The 18,381-nt window shown below is 44.3% G+C and carries 20 protein-coding genes; 12 read left to right on the top strand and 8 right to left on the bottom strand.

Annotation, left to right across the window (positions count from 1 at the left end; genetic code table 11):
- Position 1 precedes the first annotated feature (1 nt).
- Positions 2 to 4,069 (top strand): PilC/PilY family type IV pilus protein, encoded by a 4,068-nt coding sequence (locus tag ACYX4M_RS00355; RefSeq protein ID WP_476081414.1) that lies wholly within the window; start codon positions 2 to 4, stop codon positions 4,067 to 4,069.
- A gap of 2 nt (positions 4,070 to 4,071) precedes the next feature.
- Positions 4,072 to 4,536: a type IV pilin protein gene (locus ACYX4M_RS00350; protein WP_476081413.1), complete on the top strand. Its 465-nt coding sequence runs from the start codon at positions 4,072 to 4,074 to the stop codon at positions 4,534 to 4,536.
- Positions 4,537 to 4,584: 48 nt separating this feature from the next.
- On the opposite strand, the gene ACYX4M_RS00345 is transcribed toward ACYX4M_RS00350, so the two are convergent.
- The 4 genes from ACYX4M_RS00345 to ACYX4M_RS00330 form a co-directional block, all read right to left on the bottom strand.
- Entirely contained in the window at positions 4,585 to 4,926 is a 342-nt protein-coding gene (locus ACYX4M_RS00345; RefSeq protein WP_476081412.1) for a type IV pilus modification PilV family protein, read from the bottom strand.
- The gene (locus tag ACYX4M_RS00340) at positions 4,913 to 5,845 is read right to left on the bottom strand and encodes a hypothetical protein (RefSeq protein ID WP_476081411.1); all 933 of its coding nucleotides are present in this window, start codon (positions 5,843 to 5,845) and stop codon (positions 4,913 to 4,915) included. The genes ACYX4M_RS00345 and ACYX4M_RS00340 overlap by 14 nt, the downstream gene beginning before the upstream one ends.
- The gene (locus tag ACYX4M_RS00335; RefSeq protein ID WP_476081410.1) at positions 5,835 to 6,341 is read right to left on the bottom strand and encodes a potassium:proton antiporter; all 507 of its coding nucleotides are present in this window, start codon (positions 6,339 to 6,341) and stop codon (positions 5,835 to 5,837) included. Before ACYX4M_RS00335 ends, ACYX4M_RS00340 begins: the two co-directional genes overlap by 11 nt.
- A 131-nt stretch (positions 6,342 to 6,472) precedes the next feature.
- Entirely contained in the window at positions 6,473 to 7,027 is a 555-nt protein-coding gene (locus ACYX4M_RS00330; RefSeq protein WP_476081409.1) for a GspH/FimT family pseudopilin, read from the bottom strand.
- 78 nt (positions 7,028 to 7,105) lie between these two features.
- On the opposite strand from ACYX4M_RS00330, the gene ACYX4M_RS00325 reads away from it, so the two are divergent.
- Positions 7,106 to 7,498: a type II secretion system protein gene (locus ACYX4M_RS00325; RefSeq protein WP_476081408.1), complete on the top strand. Its 393-nt coding sequence runs from the start codon at positions 7,106 to 7,108 to the stop codon at positions 7,496 to 7,498.
- Positions 7,499 to 7,571: 73 nt separating this feature from the next.
- Here the strand turns inward: ACYX4M_RS00325 and ACYX4M_RS00320 are convergent, their stop codons facing one another.
- Positions 7,572 to 8,153: a GspH/FimT family pseudopilin gene (locus ACYX4M_RS00320; protein WP_476081407.1), complete on the bottom strand. Its 582-nt coding sequence runs from the start codon at positions 8,151 to 8,153 to the stop codon at positions 7,572 to 7,574.
- Between the two features lie 457 nt (positions 8,154 to 8,610).
- Here ACYX4M_RS00320 and nadE point away from each other — a divergent pair, with 457 nt between their 5' ends.
- Together nadE and ACYX4M_RS00310 are read left to right on the top strand one after the other, a co-directional pair.
- A complete protein-coding gene (gene nadE / locus ACYX4M_RS00315; RefSeq protein ID WP_476081406.1) occupies positions 8,611 to 9,447 on the top strand; it encodes an ammonia-dependent NAD(+) synthetase in 837 nt (278 codons plus the stop codon).
- Positions 9,448 to 9,449: 2 nt separating this feature from the next.
- Positions 9,450 to 9,788 (top strand): P-II family nitrogen regulator, encoded by a 339-nt coding sequence (locus tag ACYX4M_RS00310; protein WP_012517511.1) that lies wholly within the window; start codon positions 9,450 to 9,452, stop codon positions 9,786 to 9,788.
- A 67-nt stretch (positions 9,789 to 9,855) separates the two neighbouring features.
- Here the strand turns inward: ACYX4M_RS00310 and ACYX4M_RS00305 are convergent, their stop codons facing one another.
- Together ACYX4M_RS00305 and ygfZ are read right to left on the bottom strand one after the other, a co-directional pair.
- Complete coding sequence (locus tag ACYX4M_RS00305) at positions 9,856 to 10,371, bottom strand: FKBP-type peptidyl-prolyl cis-trans isomerase (protein ID WP_476081405.1); 516 nt, start codon at positions 10,369 to 10,371, stop codon at positions 9,856 to 9,858.
- Between the two features lie 63 nt (positions 10,372 to 10,434).
- Positions 10,435 to 11,481 (bottom strand): CAF17-like 4Fe-4S cluster assembly/insertion protein YgfZ, encoded by a 1,047-nt coding sequence (gene ygfZ, locus ACYX4M_RS00300; RefSeq protein WP_476081404.1) that lies wholly within the window; start codon positions 11,479 to 11,481, stop codon positions 10,435 to 10,437.
- 187 nt (positions 11,482 to 11,668) lie between these two features.
- Between ygfZ and ACYX4M_RS00295 the strand changes: the two genes are divergently transcribed.
- The 3 genes from ACYX4M_RS00295 to ACYX4M_RS00285 all read left to right on the top strand — a co-directional run bounded on the left by ACYX4M_RS00295 (position 11,669) and on the right by ACYX4M_RS00285 (position 13,317).
- A complete protein-coding gene (locus tag ACYX4M_RS00295; protein WP_014950112.1) occupies positions 11,669 to 11,920 on the top strand; it encodes an FAD assembly factor SdhE in 252 nt (83 codons plus the stop codon).
- Positions 11,921 to 12,014: 94 nt separating this feature from the next.
- A complete protein-coding gene (locus tag ACYX4M_RS00290; protein WP_476081403.1) occupies positions 12,015 to 12,437 on the top strand; it encodes a hypothetical protein in 423 nt (140 codons plus the stop codon).
- A gap of 13 nt (positions 12,438 to 12,450) precedes the next feature.
- Positions 12,451 to 13,317 (top strand): MaoC family dehydratase, encoded by an 867-nt coding sequence (locus ACYX4M_RS00285; protein WP_476081402.1) that lies wholly within the window; start codon positions 12,451 to 12,453, stop codon positions 13,315 to 13,317.
- Between the two features lie 224 nt (positions 13,318 to 13,541).
- Here ACYX4M_RS00285 and nadB read toward each other — a convergent pair whose 3' ends face one another.
- Positions 13,542 to 15,227: an L-aspartate oxidase gene (gene nadB, locus ACYX4M_RS00280; protein ID WP_476081401.1), complete on the bottom strand. Its 1,686-nt coding sequence runs from the start codon at positions 15,225 to 15,227 to the stop codon at positions 13,542 to 13,544.
- Between the two features lie 197 nt (positions 15,228 to 15,424).
- On the opposite strand from nadB, the gene rpoE reads away from it, so the two are divergent.
- From rpoE to ACYX4M_RS00260, 4 genes are all read left to right on the top strand, one after another.
- Complete coding sequence (gene rpoE / locus ACYX4M_RS00275; RefSeq protein WP_334059696.1) at positions 15,425 to 16,003, top strand: RNA polymerase sigma factor RpoE; 579 nt, start codon at positions 15,425 to 15,427, stop codon at positions 16,001 to 16,003.
- Positions 16,004 to 16,102: 99 nt separating this feature from the next.
- Positions 16,103 to 16,684 (top strand): sigma-E factor negative regulatory protein, encoded by a 582-nt coding sequence (locus ACYX4M_RS00270; protein ID WP_476081400.1) that lies wholly within the window; start codon positions 16,103 to 16,105, stop codon positions 16,682 to 16,684.
- A gap of 126 nt (positions 16,685 to 16,810) precedes the next feature.
- Positions 16,811 to 17,884 carry a MucB/RseB C-terminal domain-containing protein gene (locus ACYX4M_RS00265; protein WP_476081399.1) on the top strand — a complete coding sequence of 358 codons (1,074 nt, stop codon included), beginning with the start codon at positions 16,811 to 16,813 and terminating at the stop codon, positions 17,882 to 17,884.
- Between the two features lie 43 nt (positions 17,885 to 17,927).
- The gene (locus tag ACYX4M_RS00260; RefSeq protein ID WP_476081398.1) at positions 17,928 to 18,377 is read left to right on the top strand and encodes a SoxR reducing system RseC family protein; all 450 of its coding nucleotides are present in this window, start codon (positions 17,928 to 17,930) and stop codon (positions 18,375 to 18,377) included.
- Positions 18,378 to 18,381: the final 4 nt, after the last annotated feature.

Raw genomic sequence — 18,381 nt, 5'->3', positions numbered from 1 at the left:
GATGAAAAAAATAACACATTACCTTGCTTCTATTACGCTGTTTAGCTGTATTGGCTTTTCCGCCTTTGGTGATGATCTTGATATCTACCTGGGGAACGCTAGCAGTGCGGTTACCTATAACCCAAATGTACTCTTTATAATGGACTCATCGGGAAGTATGGGGTCTTATGATAACACCAGTCAGACCAGAATGCTTCGGGTACAAAACGCGCTGAAAGACGCGTTGCGCTCTGCCACAAACATTAATGCTGGTCTGATGCGATTTTCTGATTATGGCGGGCCAATCCTTTATCCTATACGTAATATTGATGAGGCTGTGCGTCCTGAAATTATTGTTTCAACTAACGACAATAATCATGATGCCCATGAAATCAATGGTAGTGTGACTACAGATAGCAACGACTTGATATTAAGTAGTGGCACACAAACCGTAACTTCTGGTTTGCGCTTTACTGATTTAAACATACCGCAAGGGGCCACTATAGTTAGTGCTAATATTCGACTTACCTCTGAAGGGTTTAACGTAGCAGGCACTTCATTGGTCATTTCAGCAGAAGCATCAGCGTCTAGTACCGAATTTTCTTCAAGCAGTAATAATATTAGCGACCGGACCAAAACAGCCGCCAATGTAGAATGGTTAACTGATAATAGCTTTCCCGCTTCAGGCGAAATTATCACTACACCAGATATAAGCGCAGTAATACAAGAAGTTGTGGATTTGTCTGCTTGGTGTGGCGGAAAAGACATAAATATTCTGATCGAAGGTTCAAGTTCAGATACCGCTAGTGGTCGAGAGGCGAGGGCGAGTGATGTGGGGCAAAGCGGCGCACCGCAGTTAGTCGTGTCATATGACGATTCTACGGCGACGGGGTGTGTGCAAGGCGAGGGTATTTACCAGGTTGGTAACGCTAAAGATAACTCTGAAGAGGATTATAATGGCTACCCTAACACCGGTGGCGAGCTTACTTTTAGTTCTTATTACAATGACTACATCGGCGTTCGCTTTAGAAACGTCAATATTCCACAGGGCGCAGAAGTTACAGAAGCATATTTAGAGTTTACGGCATACAGTACTAGAACTTATGGAAATGCGAGTATGCGTATACGAGGGGTAGCTGCCGATGATGCATCAGATTTTCATCCCAATAAGCGCTATCGGTTGAGGAATCTGCCAAAGACCTCTGGCATTATGTGGTCAATGCCCAGCTTCTACAACAATAACGATTATCGAACGCCCGATATAAGCAGTATTGTTAAGCAAATCGTTGACCGTTCTGGTTGGCAGTCAGGCAATGATATGGCTTTTGTAATGGACGATTTCGTGTCGTATCGAGGAGCGCATACCTATAATTCGCCATCTAAAGCGCCAAGATTGATCGTTAAATACAACGGTGCTGCTACGCCTGGCTCTACTGCATCAGTACGCGAACACTTAATTAGTAAAATTGACGAACTAAGTGCCAACGGCTTTACACCTATTGTAGATACATTGTTAGAAGCCACGAATTACTATGGAGGCCGAAGTGTTGATTATGGCCGCAAACGTGGTGAGAATGATGTCAATAACTCCGTTAGAAGAAGTACTAGGGTAAGTCACCGTAGTTCCTATATTGGTGCGGACTCAATTTTGCCGTCAGGATGTACAGAAGATAATTTATCTGACACCGATTGTGTTACAGAACAAATTCCGACTCCCGCGACCTATATTTCGCCGGTATCTGACTTACAGTGTCAAACCAATAATCACATCGTTTTGTTATCTGACGGTGAAGCAAATAACAATCATAGTGTGTCTAAAATTCAAACGCTGCTAGGTAAAAACTGTACGGGTAGTGGCGGCGAAAAGTGCGGCCTTGACCTGGTCAAAAACATCAGCGATACGTCTACATCGGTTATTGGGCCTAGAGTAATCACGCACACGATAGGTTTCGCGGCGAATAATACCGCTAATAACTTCCTTAACCAACTTGCGCTGCAAAGTGGCGGAGGTTTTTACCAAGCAGACAACAGCACTGATTTGCTTGAAGCTTTCAATACTATTCTACGTTCTGTGAAAGACGTGAACGCCACGTTTGTTTCTCCTGGTGTTGCGGTAAACCAGTTAAACCGTCTTACCCACAGAGACGAGCTGTATTTCGCACTATTTAAGCCCAGCGAAGGCGCAATTTGGCCGGGTAATTTGAAACGCTACAGATTGAGCGGAGACGAAATTCTGGATAAGAACAGCCACGGTGCAGTAGATAGCGAAACCGGGTTCTTTGCCGAGAATTCCCATAGCTATTGGTCGACACTTGCTGACGGCAGTGAGGTGAGTGAAGGTGGAGCCGCTAGTCGTTTGGGGATGAACCGCAACATATATGTGTTTGACGGCACGGGTAGTATAGTGGGTGAGGATAACGCGCTTCATGAAGATAACTCTTCAATTACGACTGAAGACCTCGCGATTCAAAATGAAACTGATGCCGATGACCTTAGAGAAGCAATATTAAAGTGGGCGCGTGGTGTTGATGTAAAAGATAGCAATGGCGATGGCAGTACTAGCGATTACAGAACCCAAATGGGTGACCCTATTCACTCACAGCCTATTATCGTGAACTACGGCACTAATGATTCGGCTATTTTCGTGGCGACTAATCAAGGCATGCTTCATTCATTTGACACTGCTACTGGCGAAGAAAACTTTGCCATTATGCCAAAGGAACTGCTGCAAAACTTACATCATTTCTACCAGGATACTCCATCGCTAGACCATGAATATGGAATAGATGGCGATATGGTTCTGCGAACAGTGGAAGACAAGAAGTATCTTTATGTAGGCATGCGTAGAGGCGGCCGTAACTATTATGTCTTTGACGTTACAGCCAAAGATTCACCTAAGCTTAAATTTCAACTTACCGGTGGCGAGGGAGCGTTGACTAAGCTTGGTCAAACATGGTCGAAACCTACTATCACAAAAGTAAATATGGGCGGTGTGGTAAGAAATGTGATGATTGTTGGAGGCGGTTATGACGACGCTCAAGATGACCGCTCTTTAAGAGCTAACGATGTAGTTGGCAACGCAGTCTACATGTTTGATGCTGATACCGGAAGTCTGCTCTGGCACGCTAGTAACGAAAATTCTAATCTTGACTTGTCCAATATGACCTACAGTATTCCTGGGCGTATTTCTGTCATCGATAGAGATAATGATGGTGAAGCCGACCACATGTATGTGTCTGATACAGGTGGTCAACTGTTCCGTCTGGACATCTATAACGGTGAGTCTGGCGCTGACTTTATAAAAGGTGCGCGTATTGCCGATTTCGGTGGCGATACTGAAGAAACCAATCGCCGTTTTTACTATGGCCCGGATGTAACGGAAATCGCATTAGGTGATGAATTGTATTATGCAGTTGCGCTGGGAAGCGGGTGGCGTGCATCTCCACTTGATACCGTAGTGGATGATAACTTCTACATGCTGAAAGACAGTGGTGTATTCAAACGCGATGAGAACGGCAAATACACGTACATGACTACTGTGACCGAAAGTAAAATGTATAATGCAACTAGCCATGCATTAAACAGCAGCGATGAGAATGAGCGTGCATTAGCAGCCGCAGCTTTTGCCAATAAAGACGGGTGGTATTTGAACTTAACAACGAATGGCGAGAAAGTACTGTCGTCTCCCCTTATTATTGACTACAAAGTGTTCTTTACTACCTATGTTCCGGCTGTAAGTAGCACAAGCGCCTGTGCACCGCCTACTGGAAGTAGTCGCGCCTACCTGGTTAGTATGTTCAACGGCAATGCTGTCACAGATGTGAACAATGACGGTGAGGTAAATGGCGATGATCGCGTTGCTGACTTGAAGCAAACCGGTATTGCACCTGAAACCAAAATACTCATCGAAGATATTGTTAGCCCGGTTGTATGCCTAGGCACCGAGTGCGTGTCTGCAGTAATCGAGGTTGACGAGGACGGTAACGACGAAGCCTGTGCCAGCGCATTTGAATGTTTAGCTGAAAACATCTACGGACGGTTTGAACGTATTCAGCGTGGTAGCTGGCATTCAGAAATCGAAAGGGAATAATCATGAAATTAAAAAGAAACGTACAGGGCTTTTCACTTATCGAACTGATGATAGTAGTGGCTATTGTTGGCATAATCGCTGCCATTGCCTATCCGTCGTATCAGGGGGTGATCGCTGACGGATATCGTGGTACGGGTCAGGCCGATTTATTAGGTTTAGCGTCCGCGATGGAGCGTCATCATAGTGGCTCTTTCAGTTACAAAGGCGCTGGAGCAAGTGGGGGGGATACAGGGGCTCCTTCTATTTTTGCATCACATTCACCTTCTTCAGAGCCAATAGCTAACCGTCGCTATAATTTGACTATTCAATCTGCGAGTGCGACGGATTTTGAATTGAGAGCAACTCCTGTGTCGGGCTCTGGACAAGGGGCAGATGGTACCCTTTACTACTTCAGCGATGGTAGAAAAGGGTGGGACAAAAACAATAACGGCTCGCTTGAAACCGGTGAATATTGCTGGTCTTGCTAACGCTGAACTGATGCATCTTTTTATTACACCTTGGCGAACAATAATGCGCTAAGGTGTGATTATCGGAATACCAAACACTGCCATATCCTCCCAGCGTTGCTCTACATAATCTTGCGTGTGGGCTAATCTCGTAGTATTTAACTGTTGTGTCTGTTCGTCTTGCAACTTTAATGTTGCCTGCAAAAGTACCCGCGTTTTAATCTCGCTAGAGAGTAAATAAACACTAGAGCTCATAAAAATAAAAAGCGCGATGAGTACCTCTATTAACACTCCGCCGTTGCATGCATTGCCTCGGAGAGAACTTAACTTATCATTTTTAAGCGCAGTCACGTTTTTAGCTGGCAGTATGCTTTTGAACTCTTTTTGATGTGGTTTTTTAATCGATGTCATACCAAGTTCCCGGAACAGGGATTATTTTCGCCATCTGAGCACCTGTTTGTAGATTTCTAAGAACCTGCGCTGAGGGTATCAACAGGCCACTAATCTGCTGTTGCAACTGAGCATTAGATACGAATGCGCCTTCGATTGAGCTTGAATCGGCAAGATGAAGTTCATGGGTAGCTGCAGATGTCGAAAGCATGACGATGAGCCCAAAAAAATGAGTATTCGCACTTATAGTAAGATTTCCATCTACCACGATTAGCAAGGTAGGCGCTGAACTCGATGTATGTGTTAGGTCACTATACGACAAAGCGCAGTCTCCATTTATCCAATAGACGGTGGCATCCAGCAAGTTGTGGCAATCAGAAGCTGTCACGCTATTTGGAAAAAATGCTGAACTTAGTTCGGCCACACTTCGATTGAACAACCACAGAGTCAGTTGGCTATCCCATGAAAATAGCTGCGCTGTGGTTGGCAGTCTTAGAAGGGCAGGGTAACGAAGAAAGTTAGCTTTATATTTAATGCTTTCTGTACTGTGAGAAACGCTTACTTCGTAGTGCGTGAGCGGCTGCTGTTCATCACCCTTTAGGCTTTCTTTATGCACTGTAGTCGAGAGAAAAGGCTTGTTTGTAGTGCTTAGTGCCGTTGAAATGCTCTGCGTTCTAAGCGCCATTGCTACACTTTTAAGGTGTTTCTTTAACATTTCGTGAGAGCTTACACTATCTTGTCTGATTTTATGAATGGCATAGTACTGTTGAACGTTTTGCGATGTGGTTATGGTAGTAAAGGTTACTACACTCAGAAGTATGGCGACAATTGCGAGGATCGCCATACCTTGTTGTTTCCCTCTTAAAAAGTAAGGCGTGCATATAAAGCTATGTATGTATGTGGTGGTATTCTTCTTTTCTAATAATGCTTTACCTCTCATTAACTACCTCCACCACAAACGTTTTGCTTATCACAAAGCTGGGGTCTATCACACTTTGTAGGCTGAAGTTAATTTCATAAGCGGCACCCCAACTGCTTTTGTGCAATACATTTGCTGCGAATTGAGTCACTTCGATAGTCTTCGGGTCGGTCAAATCAAACCATCCCCCTTGCGCACAGGTTTTTCCTCCCACTCTGTATTCAATTGACTTATCGTGTAGTCGATACCCAAACATTTCGTCCTGCGTCGCAGAAATAGCGCCGCTGCGATTTTTGTCATAGGAAAACGTAATGCAGCTGTTTGGTGTTTCACCAGCGCGGTGACTAAGAGTCACGTTTGGCTGTGAATGACTGGTACTTGCAAGAGTTAAAAACGGCGTAAGAAAAGTGTTATTTTCAATAAATCCAGCCCTACTTAGATGCCGAGAGACAGTATCCTGTAGTGCTCGCGCGTCTTCTTCTACAGAAGTGGCGTGCTGTAGCGACGATAAGCTCACGTGAGACTTTACACTGTATGTCGTTATCGCTGTTATTAGTATGCCTGACAGAGCGCAAGCCACCATTATCTCTGTAAGACTATAGCCGCCAATTTTATTTGTATTTGAGCAGTTTAACGTCTTTGAGAAAGCTAGCATGGCGTAATGCCTGTAATGTGCTGTTCGCTACATAACTTCACGCGTCCCAGCGGGCTAACAGTGACTTTGGCGGAAAATTGATCGCTGGACAGCTTAAATGTGGTGGCGCTGCCGAAATTGAGTGTACCCTGTTGATTGAAAGCTACAGTTTTGTCTTTTGCGTTTAACGTTGTTAGCTTTGAATTCCATTTGGCGGGAAGCTCCCAATACGCGGCATCATTTTGCGCGCAGTGCCGGTATGTTGAACAGGTACAGTCTTCATCGTCACTGATTATTACGCAGTTCGCATTTTCAAATTTTGTAATTAGGTAAAAAGGCCTTTTACGGGTTAGTGCATAAATACGCGCTTGCTTAGCGGCGTTGGCTAACTGCGACGCAAAATATTTGAAATCGTTTCGTTCTAACCACGCTTGAAATGACGGAACCGCGCTTACCGACAATATGCTTGTAATACATATTACGATAAGTAGTTCAGTGAGCGACATGCCTATTGCGCGCCCATACCCATTCTTTTCTCTGTTTTTATTTCTTCTTTCAGGAAAAGCCATACGCAAGTCCAGTAAAAGTGCTAACGGTAAATTGTTAGGCTTAATTTACCGAAAAACTTATTGAGAGAAAGCTGTACCATGGAAGGGAATGACATTAGATTAGACAGGCAAACTTTTAGGGCTGGATTTACACTTGTTGAGGCGCTAGCGGTGCTGGCGATTGTAAGTATATTGAGTTTGGCAACGACTACAGCGATTATTTCAGCTTGGCAATTAAGCCAAGTAAATCAAGTTAAAGCGTACTTGTTATCAATACAGTCAATGCAGTCGAGAAGTTGGTTAGAGACTGGTGTTTATCTGCCGTTAACCGCACTTCCTCAAGCCAATATGGACAAAGTCAGCATTGCGCAAACAATGAGTCAAAGCGGTGAGTATGAAGTTGCAGCTACGCTCTTATTTAAGAAACAAGATGACAATTGCAGGACTATAAAAATCAATGAAACGTCGTTGGCACCAAGAGAATGCTGGTAACATAGTAATGGGTATGGTCTATCAACTGCGCATACTAGACTCGGCTAGTAATTGTGGAAATTAGCTTAGGCTATCAACTACAAGACAGCGCATTTCCATCTAAGTCTTCTTTTTTACCATCACCGTCACTGTCTACAGCTACTGAAATTCGTCCATATAGCGAAAGTATCAGGGCCGACGCATAGTCAGCATCATTGTCCTTGGGGCACAGCGTAATTGTGGCTGCCGTGCTTATTGCGCCTTGCTGATCAAAGGTTAAGCTTCCTGTTACACCGTAGATAGCGTTTGCAGAATTAAGCGGATCGCTTGCGACAATAAGCGCCTCGCTATTGTCACGGTTACCGTTACCATTTGTGTCGACAAACACCATTTTCGCTTTTTTCCAGCTGCTTGTGCAGACTGTGTAATTTTCTGTCGGACATAAAACGACACTGGCTTGTTCGTCTACCGCAGTAAACCTTGCCCGCTGCACCACGGCACTTAAATTATTGATATCTGATGTTATTTTATTTTTGATAAGAACGCTTTGTATACTTGGCGCGACAGTGGTAAGAATAATCGCCAACACAGCAACAGCGACCAGCATCTCCAACAGCGTAAGGCCTTTTTGATTGATAAAGACTTTTGGATATTTTTTTAATTCTGTTCTTATCATTGTGAGGGTGCTAATTTCCGAACTTTACTGAATTTTAACTCATGAGTTGCACTGAACAAACAGTAGGTAAAGCCAATGCTCAATAGGTGCCTCAGTCACTAGGGCTTACCTAGAAGAAAAACCTTCTTCACCTTCAATTTATTTTTTATTCTATCTTCGATGTAATGATACCACGCGATAAATATGCACTACTCGTCTATCTTTTAGGGTAAACTAAAATACGGTCGCAAAGGTATGTTTTACCGTGATATCGCATAGTTGACCATACGCCTTACGGTTAACTATTTCGCACCACCGATGCCTACGCCCAACAACAATAAAATAAAGACCTCTTGCACTTTCCTTTGAACAGTAAGTGCAATGTAAATCAAAGAGATGCGAGGATATCACTAACATCTGAAGTGATATTGTCGTAGAATCGAGTTCCAGGACGCCTCAAAAATACGTGGATATTACAATGCAAAAACAAGCAGTTATTGATGAAATGAAAGTGCTGCCTGAAATTGACGTCGAATATGAAGTTGCACGTCGAGTATCTTTTATCAAGAAGCAGTTGCTTACCTCAGGTTTGAATTCGCTGGTACTAGGTATTAGTGGGGGAATTGATTCATGTACGTTGGGTCGGTTAGCGCAGTTAGCAGTAAACGAATTAAATGACGAACATCATGAAAATTACCAGTTTATTGCGGTTCGATTGCCTTATGATACGCAAGCTGATGAAGAAGATGCACAAAAATCTATTGATTTTATTCAACCCTCCCATTCGCTAGCGGTGAACGTCAAACCAGGCGCAGACGCAATTCATGCCTCAACTTCACAAGCCCTCGCTAACGCCAACCTTCTTCCTGAAAGTGATGCGAAGCAGGACTTTGTCAAAGGCAATGTCAAAGCGCGTACTCGTATGGTAATACAGTATGAAATTGCAGGTATGGTTGATGGACTTGTTCTCGGTACAGACCATTCGGCTGAAAATATTACAGGATTTTATACCAAGTACGGTGATGGAGCCTGTGATTTAGCGCCATTATTTGGTCTTAGCAAGCGCCAAGTACGTGCAGTGGCAGCCCATTTAGGTGCACCGCATAATGTAATCACTAAGGCGCCAACCGCCGATTTAGAAAGCCTGTCGCCACAGAAAGCTGATGAGCAAGCGCTAGGCATGTCTTACGACCAAATCGATGACTTTTTGGAAGGCAAGCCTGTTTCTGCAGAAGTGGAAGAGAAATTGCTCTATATTTATGAGCGTACACAACATAAACGTGTACCAATTCCAACAATTTACGATGAGTTGTAGTCATGAAAAAAATTGAAGCTATCATTAAACCGTTCAAAATGGACGATGTTAGGGAAGCGCTAGCTGAAGTCGGTATCGCAGGGATGACAGTGTCAGAAGTGAAAGGGTTCGGACGCCAAAAAGGTCATACTGAACTTTATCGTGGTGCTGAATACCAAGTTGACTTCCTACCTAAAATCAAAATTGAGCTTGTGCTAGATGATGACCGCGTTGAACAAGCGGTAGAAGCCATTCAGTCATCTGCTAAAACGGGCAAAATCGGTGACGGCAAAATTTTCGTTTACAGCGTTGAAAGCGCTGTGCGCATTCGTACTGGTGAACAAAACGAAGACGCTATATAAATTAACCGTACTATTCGAAAATGAAAAAGGGAGCCAGCGGCTCCCTTTTTGATACGTTGAACACAATTTAGTGCTTATCTTCTGAGCATTCGCCTGTTTTCGGGTCGCAACAGCTGCTCTCTTCCTGATGCACATGACCGTGCTCCAGCTCTTCTTTTGTCGCTTCGCGCACGTCTACAACCGTTACATCGAACGTCAACGGAATACCTGCTAGCGGGTGGTTACCGTCAACAACAACTTCTTCGTCAGTTGTTTCGATAATGATTACAGACTGCTCACCCTGTGGGGTAGTGGCGCGGAAAGACATACCAACTTCAACATCCATACCGTCGAACATTGAACGAGGTACGGTTTGAACAAGTTCATCAGAACGTTCACCGTAAGCCTTCTCAGGGTTTACAGAAACGTTGAAGCTATCATCTTTCGATTTACCGACAAGAGCATCTTCTAGTCCTTCAATTAAGAAGCGGCGGCCTAAAAGTACAACTAGCGGCGATTTACCTTCTGAAGAGTCTAGCGTTGTGCCGTCTTCGGTAGATACGGTGTAGTGTAGCGTTACAACGCTGTCAGAAGTAATTGTCATAACAAATCCTATCTTGGCCCTTTAAAAATCAAGGGCAATAAATTTAATACAGCAGTAAACTGCTTATCGACGTTTTTTCACAATATTACTTGCTTGCTGCTCAATACTGTACGGCAAGCTATTAGGGTAACAGGTAATAGCGTTGTTATCAGCCAACCTGTGTAAATCTTCGGTGGTAGTGTCGTTATTTAACACGGCAATAAACCAGGTTTCGTTATCGAGCGACGCAACATTCAGTACTTTGCCCGCTATACGCCAATTTTCACCTAATTGCTTTTCAAGGCTATCGCCAGGTTTAATATCTACTTCTTCTTCAAGCTTAAAGCTGTAGGCGGCACGTTTGTTTTTACCTAAGAAGCGTGTTCGTGCAACTACTTCTTGACCCATGTAACAACCCTTATCAAAGTCGATACCGTTAAGCGCATGTACATTAATCATTTGTGGTACATATTCCGCCACCGATTCACCCTGTACTAGGGCGTGTACGCTTTCTATCTGAATGGCGTCAAACACAACGTGGGAATAGCAAGCCACAATTTTTGCCTCTATTAAGGTATTTAATTGCTTTGCGCCGCTTTCATCTAAAAGAACAACAATGCCTTTGCGAGTAGTGTTCGCTACAAATGCCACGCCATGCTCGCTTTCTATTTTCGGTAGCATACTTTTATCAGAGGTATTGTCTTTAACAATTTGTGCGACTTCGTCGTTTGAAAAAAGTTGTCCTAATAGGGCATTGACCTCGTCAGACCTTGCAGCATCGAGTGAAATGAAGAAAGCACTGTAAGCCTGCGTATCATCAATTATATCGACCTTAGAAAATACACCATACTTATTTAGCTGGGCTAACGAGTGACTGCCCGCGTCATGATTTGTAAGCATCAATAATTTGTCTAAATGACGAGTCACGTACCCGGTAGACCACGTCTTGCCTTTATTGTCACAATGCGCAAAATGCCTTGCCGTTTTGTCATCAAGTTTATTGATATTGACCGTGATTTGCCCTTGAAGGTAGCTGTCAGCCTGTTCTCCTTCCAATGAGATGGTCATGGTGTTTGAAAGCTTGGCCATAAACTCATGAGGAAGATTTTGTAATGCTGCGATAGATGTCATATTCACCACTTTAAATTTCGCTGTATGTACTCAAGGTATGGTAAAACCAGCAATATTCAAGGGTAATACACACTAATGTGTACAGATTAAGTTCTATTTAGTTTGTCTATCCGACCAAAAGAGCAGTGATCCCCAGCCGTAGGACATGGTATTATTGATGGCGAATAAAAAACGGTATAAAAGACATATGTTTGAACCAAAAAGACTAGCCCGATTAAAGTGGGCGTGCCGCAGAGGCATGCTAGAGTTAGATGTACTATTGCTTCCTTTTGTAGAAGAAGCCTTTGACTCACTAAGTTACGAAGACCAAGAAACATTTGAACGTTTACTTACCAGTGATGATCCGGATTTGTTTGCTTGGATAATGGGGCATCAAAAGTGCGAAGACCCCGAATTAGCCGCCATGGTGGCGACTATCGTAAATCGTGTCAAAGTATAGAATTTGCATAATACACAATAGACTAAGACAAGTTTTCGGGGAGGTATGTGTAGCTGCCTGCATCATCGCGGCATTATGCAGCCTTCCTCAATACTTGTGGTTCTGGCTGAGCTTCAAGACAACGCTTACATCTGTCGCGGCCACACTCACTTTAGTGATAGGCAAACGTCTGTATGACGCGTTTAGTAACAATATTTCTGCTACCCAATATGCACTCTCTATCACGAGCGATGGTATTATCCGGGCTGTAAGCGACAGCTTGCCTTCATCGGATTCGTCGAACATGGAGGCACCTAGCTTTTTAGTTGATGCCGTAGCCGATGGTACTTCGATGAAAATTCATCAATCCTCACAGCTTTTTACCTGGGGGCTTTGCATTAATGTACTGCGCCATAAACGTAGATGGTTTGAAAAAGACTACAGCCATTTAACGTGGGTTTTAAAAGGTGAGTGCTGCGAGGCTGACTACAGAAGATTGGCAAGAGCTATTGTTTTCGCGAGAAAAGCAACGCCTTAAAGGAATTTAAAAGATGTTTCGTGAGTATACTAAAGCGTTATTCAAGCGCGTTGATGCTAGAGAGCTTATGCAGTTTAAGCCGCCGACTTTGCCGCAGCGCATATATACAAAAACACTCAATGTCGATAATGTGCACTATGCTGACTTTTGCCAAGAAGTCGACTGGCCCGCGAGCGAGCACGTTCATCCTGTTTATATGCAAATGCTTTCGTTACCTTTACAAATCCAGTGTTTGCTAGACAAAAAAAGTCCATTTCCGTTACTTGGGCTTATTCATGCCGGCAACCAAATAGTGGTCTTAGAACATTGTGATTTGAGCGAGCCATTCGAATGTCGCGTACGTTTTCACGATGTGAGACCCCATAGTCGCGGTTGGGAAGTGGATGTCATGTTAGAAGGTCTTCAATCGGGGAGTCTAGTCTACAGGGCGATAAGCAGCTATCTGGTGAAAGTTAAAGCCGTTCACGTAGCGCCACGTGGCTCGACAAGTGACTCAAATGACGAGTGTAATTTAGAAGATAGAACACTCATTGCTGAAATTAACGCATCGGCAAACACGGGGCGACGCTATGCTAAGCTTTCCGGCGACTATAATCCTATACATTTGTCTGCCATATCGGCCAAAGCCTTTGGATTTAAACAGCCCATAGCGCATGGGATGTGGACCTTGTCTCGTGTAGTGTCAGCGTTTGTAAGTCACCAAGGGGACGCTCAATCTATAACCGTGAAAGAAGTAAAATGCCGCTTTAAAAAGCCAGTTTTTTTGCCTAATGACATCCATGTTAAACAGCACTGTCAAACGGACAGTAGTGCACTGTTAGACGTAACCGATAGTGACGATAATCTTGTGCATTTATCCGCGAGCGTGTCGTTTAAATAAGGATAACGTTAAAAGGTGATAGCCCTGGATTAAATATAAAATCTAGGGTTAAGAAAATACACTTGAAAGAGTGGTTACGAGAGCACGCAAGTATGCTCTCTTTTTGCGCTTTTTTGTCTCCCACTGTTTTTGCAAGTGCTGCGTTAAAACAGCATGTGTTCGCTTTAGCCGGCGTTTTTAATTTGTGCGCCAGTTCTACATTAACAGCCACGTATCGCTATGTACTAGTCGGCGCCAGCAAAGCTGTCTTGGGTGATTAGTAAACCTACATCAGACCTTGACAGTTGTTTTCTTGGAGTGAGAATTGTTGGAACTGGATTGCCTAACTGTTCAGGGTGGTCCAAATTGAAATGTAAGCCCCTGCTTTCTTTTCGCTCCATTGCACATCTTACAATAAGCTCGGCAACGGTTACCAAGTTTCGAAGCTCTAGCAGATTATTACTCACTCTGAAGTGTGAGTAATATTCAGTTATCTCTTGCTCTAGCAACTTAATGCGGCGCATGGCCCGTTCAAGGCGCTTGTCTGTTCGCACGATGCCCACGTAGTCCCACATAAATAGTCTAAGTTCGTGCCAGTTATGCTGAATGATAACTTCTTCATCCGAATTTGATACCTGGCTTTCATCCCACGGCGCAATAGCCTCTTCACATTCTGCCCTGTGAAGATTTTTAATAATATCGTCTGCAGCTGCGCTGGCGAACACTACACATTCAAGTAAAGAGTTTGAAGCCATACGGTTAGCGCCGTGTAGGCCTGTATAGGCCACTTCACCAATTGCGTATACATTGTTTAAGTCGGTTTTAGCATTAAAGTCGGTCATCACCCCGCCACAGCTGTAATGCGCGGCCGGTACAACTGGAATAGGCTCGCGGGTAATGTCTATACCGAGAGAGCGGCACTTTCTGTAAATATTAGGGAAGTGCTTAACAATAAAATCAGCAGGCTTGTGACTGATATCTAAATACATACAGTCAGCGCCTAATCGCTTCATTTCATAATCAATGGCCCGAGCGACTACATCACGGGGCGCCAAGTCGCCGCGCTCGTCAAATTTGTGCATAAAGCGGGTGCCGTCAGCGTGGCAGAGGTTTGCGCCTTCACCGCGCAGCGCTTCGGTGATTAAAAAATTGCGTGCCTGCGGGTGGAACAAGCAGGTTGGATGAAATTGATTGAATTCCATATTGGCAACGCGACAGCCTGCACGCCATGCCATCGCAATGCCATCACCGCTCGACACGTCAGGGTTCGAAGTATATTGGTATACCTTGCTGCCGCCGCCGGTAGCCAAGGCTACGAAAGGCGCGCGAATTACTTCAACGTGCTCTTGTTGCCTATTCCAAACATAGGCGCCCACAACGCTGTTTTTCTCTTCTTTTGAAGGGATAAGATCAATCGCATTATAGCGCTCAAATACATGAATATTCGGATGCGTTGATACAGCGTCATTCAATGTGATTTGAAGCGCTTCACCTGTGGCGTCGGCAGCATGAAGAATACGACGGTGGCTGTGCCCACCTTCACGGGTAAGGTGAAAACGCTCCTCTCCGGATTCGCTTTTTTCTGTATCAAAGGGAACACCATAGCCGATAAGCCATTCAAGGGATGCTTTTGCTCGCTCTGCAGTAAACCTTACTGCTGGCTCTTCACAAAGCCCTGCGCCAGCTGCTAACGTGTCTGTTACGTGAGCGTCTATGGAGTCTTGTTCATCGAATACGGCAGCAATACCGCCTTGTGCATAGCGGGTAGAGCCTTCGTTACGGTCACTTTTGCTAAGAACAATAACCTGACAATGGTCGGCAAGCTTTAGCGCCAAGCTTAATCCAGCTGCGCCACTCCCGATAATCAACACATCACAACGGTGTTCTATTGCATTTGAAGTGGAAGTTAGTGAAGACGATACAGATTTCATGTATTTTTATATCAATTCAAACGAGCAAAGGTTCGGCAAGTCTAAAGGATGAGTAGCAAAACACAATCATTCTTGCCTGCTGACCTAAGCATTTTTTAAAAAATTTAATGCTTTTATAGAACTTTTGTAAAAAGAGCGCGTCTACACACATGCTTGTTAGAGCTATTGTGTATTTGAAGTAGGGAGTAATGGCTCGAATGAGCGAGCAGATAACCGACCAACAACTGGTCGAAAAAGTACAGCGTGGCGATAAAAATGCGTTCAACTTGTTGGTAACCCGTTATCAGCATAAAGTGATGCATCTTGTCTCGCGATATGTGAAAAATACTGGTGACGTTGCTGATGTAACGCAAGAAGCGTTTATTAAAGCATACCGTGCCTTACCTAATTTTCGTGGCGACAGTGCATTTTATACTTGGCTTTATCGCATTGCGGTAAACAGTGCCAAGAACTATCTTGTATCTCAAGGCCGCAAACCGCCTGCAAGCGATGTAGATGCTGACGAAGCAGATTTCTACGAAGGTAGCGATGCATTAAAAGAGCAATCTACACCCGAGCGTAGCCTGTTATCTGAGGAAATTGAAGATACCCTGTTTAAGGTGGTTGAGAAACTGCCAGACGATTTGCGTATGGCAATTACGCTACGTGAAATTGAAGGGTTGAGCTACGAAGAAATCGCCAACGTAATGTCTTGTCCTGTTGGTACGGTAAGATCCCGTATTTTTAGGGCTCGTGAGGCGATTGATAAAGTTATTCAACCGTTGTTAGAAAATTAAAAAGAAATAAAATCAAAAAAAGATGAACTTTCTTTTTTCCACGATGACTAACAGCTGTGTTAGGGTAGTTAACGATCACTTTGATCTGGAAATGAATATATGACGCAACAGCAAGAAAAATTGTCCGCATTCATGGATGGTGAGATAGAAGGCAATGAAATCATCGACGCTATTAAGCAAGATGAAGCGCTTCAAGCCAAATGGCAACGTTACCACGTGTATCGCGGTGCAATGCGAAAAGAGGCAAGCGTAGCCCCTCAGTTGGATATCACAGCAAGCGTAGCAGCTGCGCTTGAAAATGAACCGGCGATAGTCGCACCTAAACGCTCGCGTTGGCAGTCAATTCCATTAATTGGCAGTGTCGTTCCTTTTGCGAAGCAGTCAGGTCAGTTCGCAGTGGCTGCGTCTGTGGCGGTGGCAGTTATTTTTGGTGTTCAATACACTAACCAAGAAGCGCCTACTGAGCCATTTATGACAGCGCCAACCATTGCGCCTCAAGGCGGATTGTCTCCAGTGAGTTTGGAACAAACCCGAACTTTGCCGCGCAATGACATGAACGAAATGCTTGAGAAAAAGCGCAAAATTAATGCATTGATTGCTGATCATGAGCAGCAAATAAAGCTTAAGCAAGCGCAGGAAGAGGAAAGTGAAAACGAGACAAGGGGACCAGAGCGTCCGTAGGTTTTCGCTAGGCTAATCAAACTTAGTTGGAGTGCGCTTTCGTAAGTAAATTGCGACTGACATGCATTTCATATTTTAATCATACCAGCATATACTGCTGGTATGTTTGTTTTAAGGCGGGAAAAAATGCGCTGTAGTTCTATCCTTGCACTTTTTTTCATTTCGGGCGCGGCTATCCAGCCTTTGGCAGCCCAAACTACTTCTCCTAACGAAGAGGCAAGTTCTTCTGCTGTACAAGTCCAAACGACTAAGGGCGGCGAGGCTATATCAGAAGGCAACGCTGGTGCGAGCACGCCTCAGCCCCAGTCGGCAAACCAGTGGCTTGCTGAACTTCAAAACATTATTACCAACGCCAATTTCCAAGTGTCTTTCGTACAAACGATAGCGGGAAAAGAGACCATTCCTTACCTATGGCGACACGGAATAATGGAAGACGGTTCTGAACTAGAGCAGTTAAATCTTCAAAATGGGCCTGGTCGCGAGCTTATTCGTGTTAATGATGTAGTGAGCGTATTTGAACCCGACGTTCAACCTTACAGCCTACGGTCAAAGCATATAAATGGTCCAATACCTAGTGCATTGCTCTATCACCCCGAACAACTCAGTTCAGCCTATGAGTTTGTCGCTGTTGGAAGAGCTCGAGTAGCAGGGCGCTCAGCACAGCAAATTCGTATAGTTAGCCGAGATAACACACGGTTTGGCTATCAACTGTGGCTCGATGAGTCCTCTGGCATGTTGTTGAAGCTAAATATGCTTGATTTGCAAGGGGCGTTACTAGAGCAAATTCAAGTTACCGCTTTTGCCATATCGCCTGAACCTGCGGAATACTTTTCGCGAATAAACTCAGCATCTTTACCAGCGCCTATGGCTTTGAGTAATACGCCAAGTCGACCACATAAGTGGGATGTGACATATTTGCCAGCGGGCATGCGAGAAATAAAACAAGATACACGACGCTTAGCATTAACAGGGCAGGTCGTAGAATATAAACTTTTTTCAGATGGCCTAGTGGATGTATCTGTTTATGTACAGCCAGCCAAAGATGCTTTGGGCGAACCTCTAGCTTTGCGAAACGAAGTCAGCACATTTTTAACACTGACCGATGGGAAAGCACAAGTTACGGTGGTGGGGGAAATTCCACTGCAGACCGCTAATGCAATTGCTACGTCTTTACGACCTGTTGCGAATACAGGACAATAGAGAGCAGAGATTTAGCCCCCTAAAACACGGTAAAAAAGCAAGTATGATTAAAGAAACTGCCACAGTCGTTGCCGTTGATGGTGATACGATAACAGTCGAAGCGGCCATTAAATCCACCTGCAATGCATGCCAGGCCCAAAGCGATTGTGGTACTGGGGTTATTTCTCGTGCCATTGCGCCGAAAACACAGCAGTTGTCCTTACGCACGCCTATGCCTGTACGGGTCGGTCAGCAGGTTACAGTAGGCATACCTGAAGCAGGGGTTTTAAGTGCATCAGCATGGTTGTATCTACTACCGCTTATTGCATTTATTGGAGCGTATGCAGCCTTTGTATCACTGCTTAGCACGACAAGTTTTAGTCATGAATTATGGGCGCTATTTCCGAGTGCTTTGGTTACTTTCTTGACCTACAAGCTCATTGCTTTCAAATTAGACCGTGTTGAGCGCACGAAATATCAACCTGTCTTGTTTGGCCAACAAGACCTGAACTAATTTG

The sequence above is a fragment of the Alteromonas sp. ABV4_150 genome, from assembly GCF_056311745.1.
The sequence above is the reverse complement of the archived record's forward strand: the minus strand, read 5'-3'. Positions and strand labels throughout refer to the sequence as shown.

Coding starts and splice junctions, on each gene's coding strand:
- ACYX4M_RS00340 (WP_476081411.1), bottom strand. CDS start 5,845: ATGAGAGGTAAAGCATTATTAGAAAAGAAGAATACCACCACATACATA.
- ACYX4M_RS00260 (WP_476081398.1), top strand. CDS start 17,928: ATGATTAAAGAAACTGCCACAGTCGTTGCCGTTGATGGTGATACGATA.
- ACYX4M_RS00310 (WP_012517511.1), top strand. CDS start 9,450: ATGAAAAAAATTGAAGCTATCATTAAACCGTTCAAAATGGACGATGTT.
- ACYX4M_RS00265 (WP_476081399.1), top strand. CDS start 16,811: ATGCGCTGTAGTTCTATCCTTGCACTTTTTTTCATTTCGGGCGCGGCT.
- ACYX4M_RS00350 (WP_476081413.1), top strand. CDS start 4,072: ATGAAATTAAAAAGAAACGTACAGGGCTTTTCACTTATCGAACTGATG.
- ygfZ (WP_476081404.1), bottom strand. CDS start 11,481: ATGACATCTATCGCAGCATTACAAAATCTTCCTCATGAGTTTATGGCC.
- rpoE (WP_334059696.1), top strand. CDS start 15,425: ATGAGCGAGCAGATAACCGACCAACAACTGGTCGAAAAAGTACAGCGT.
- ACYX4M_RS00330 (WP_476081409.1), bottom strand. CDS start 7,027: ATGGCTTTTCCTGAAAGAAGAAATAAAAACAGAGAAAAGAATGGGTAT.
- ACYX4M_RS00270 (WP_476081400.1), top strand. CDS start 16,103: ATGACGCAACAGCAAGAAAAATTGTCCGCATTCATGGATGGTGAGATA.
- ACYX4M_RS00285 (WP_476081402.1), top strand. CDS start 12,451: ATGTTTCGTGAGTATACTAAAGCGTTATTCAAGCGCGTTGATGCTAGA.
- nadE (WP_476081406.1), top strand. CDS start 8,611: ATGCAAAAACAAGCAGTTATTGATGAAATGAAAGTGCTGCCTGAAATT.
- ACYX4M_RS00305 (WP_476081405.1), bottom strand. CDS start 10,371: ATGACAATTACTTCTGACAGCGTTGTAACGCTACACTACACCGTATCT.
- ACYX4M_RS00345 (WP_476081412.1), bottom strand. CDS start 4,926: ATGACATCGATTAAAAAACCACATCAAAAAGAGTTCAAAAGCATACTG.
- ACYX4M_RS00325 (WP_476081408.1), top strand. CDS start 7,106: ATGGAAGGGAATGACATTAGATTAGACAGGCAAACTTTTAGGGCTGGA.
- nadB (WP_476081401.1), bottom strand. CDS start 15,227: ATGAAATCTGTATCGTCTTCACTAACTTCCACTTCAAATGCAATAGAA.
- ACYX4M_RS00320 (WP_476081407.1), bottom strand. CDS start 8,153: ATGATAAGAACAGAATTAAAAAAATATCCAAAAGTCTTTATCAATCAA.
- ACYX4M_RS00355 (WP_476081414.1), top strand. CDS start 2: ATGAAAAAAATAACACATTACCTTGCTTCTATTACGCTGTTTAGCTGT.
- ACYX4M_RS00295 (WP_014950112.1), top strand. CDS start 11,669: ATGTTTGAACCAAAAAGACTAGCCCGATTAAAGTGGGCGTGCCGCAGA.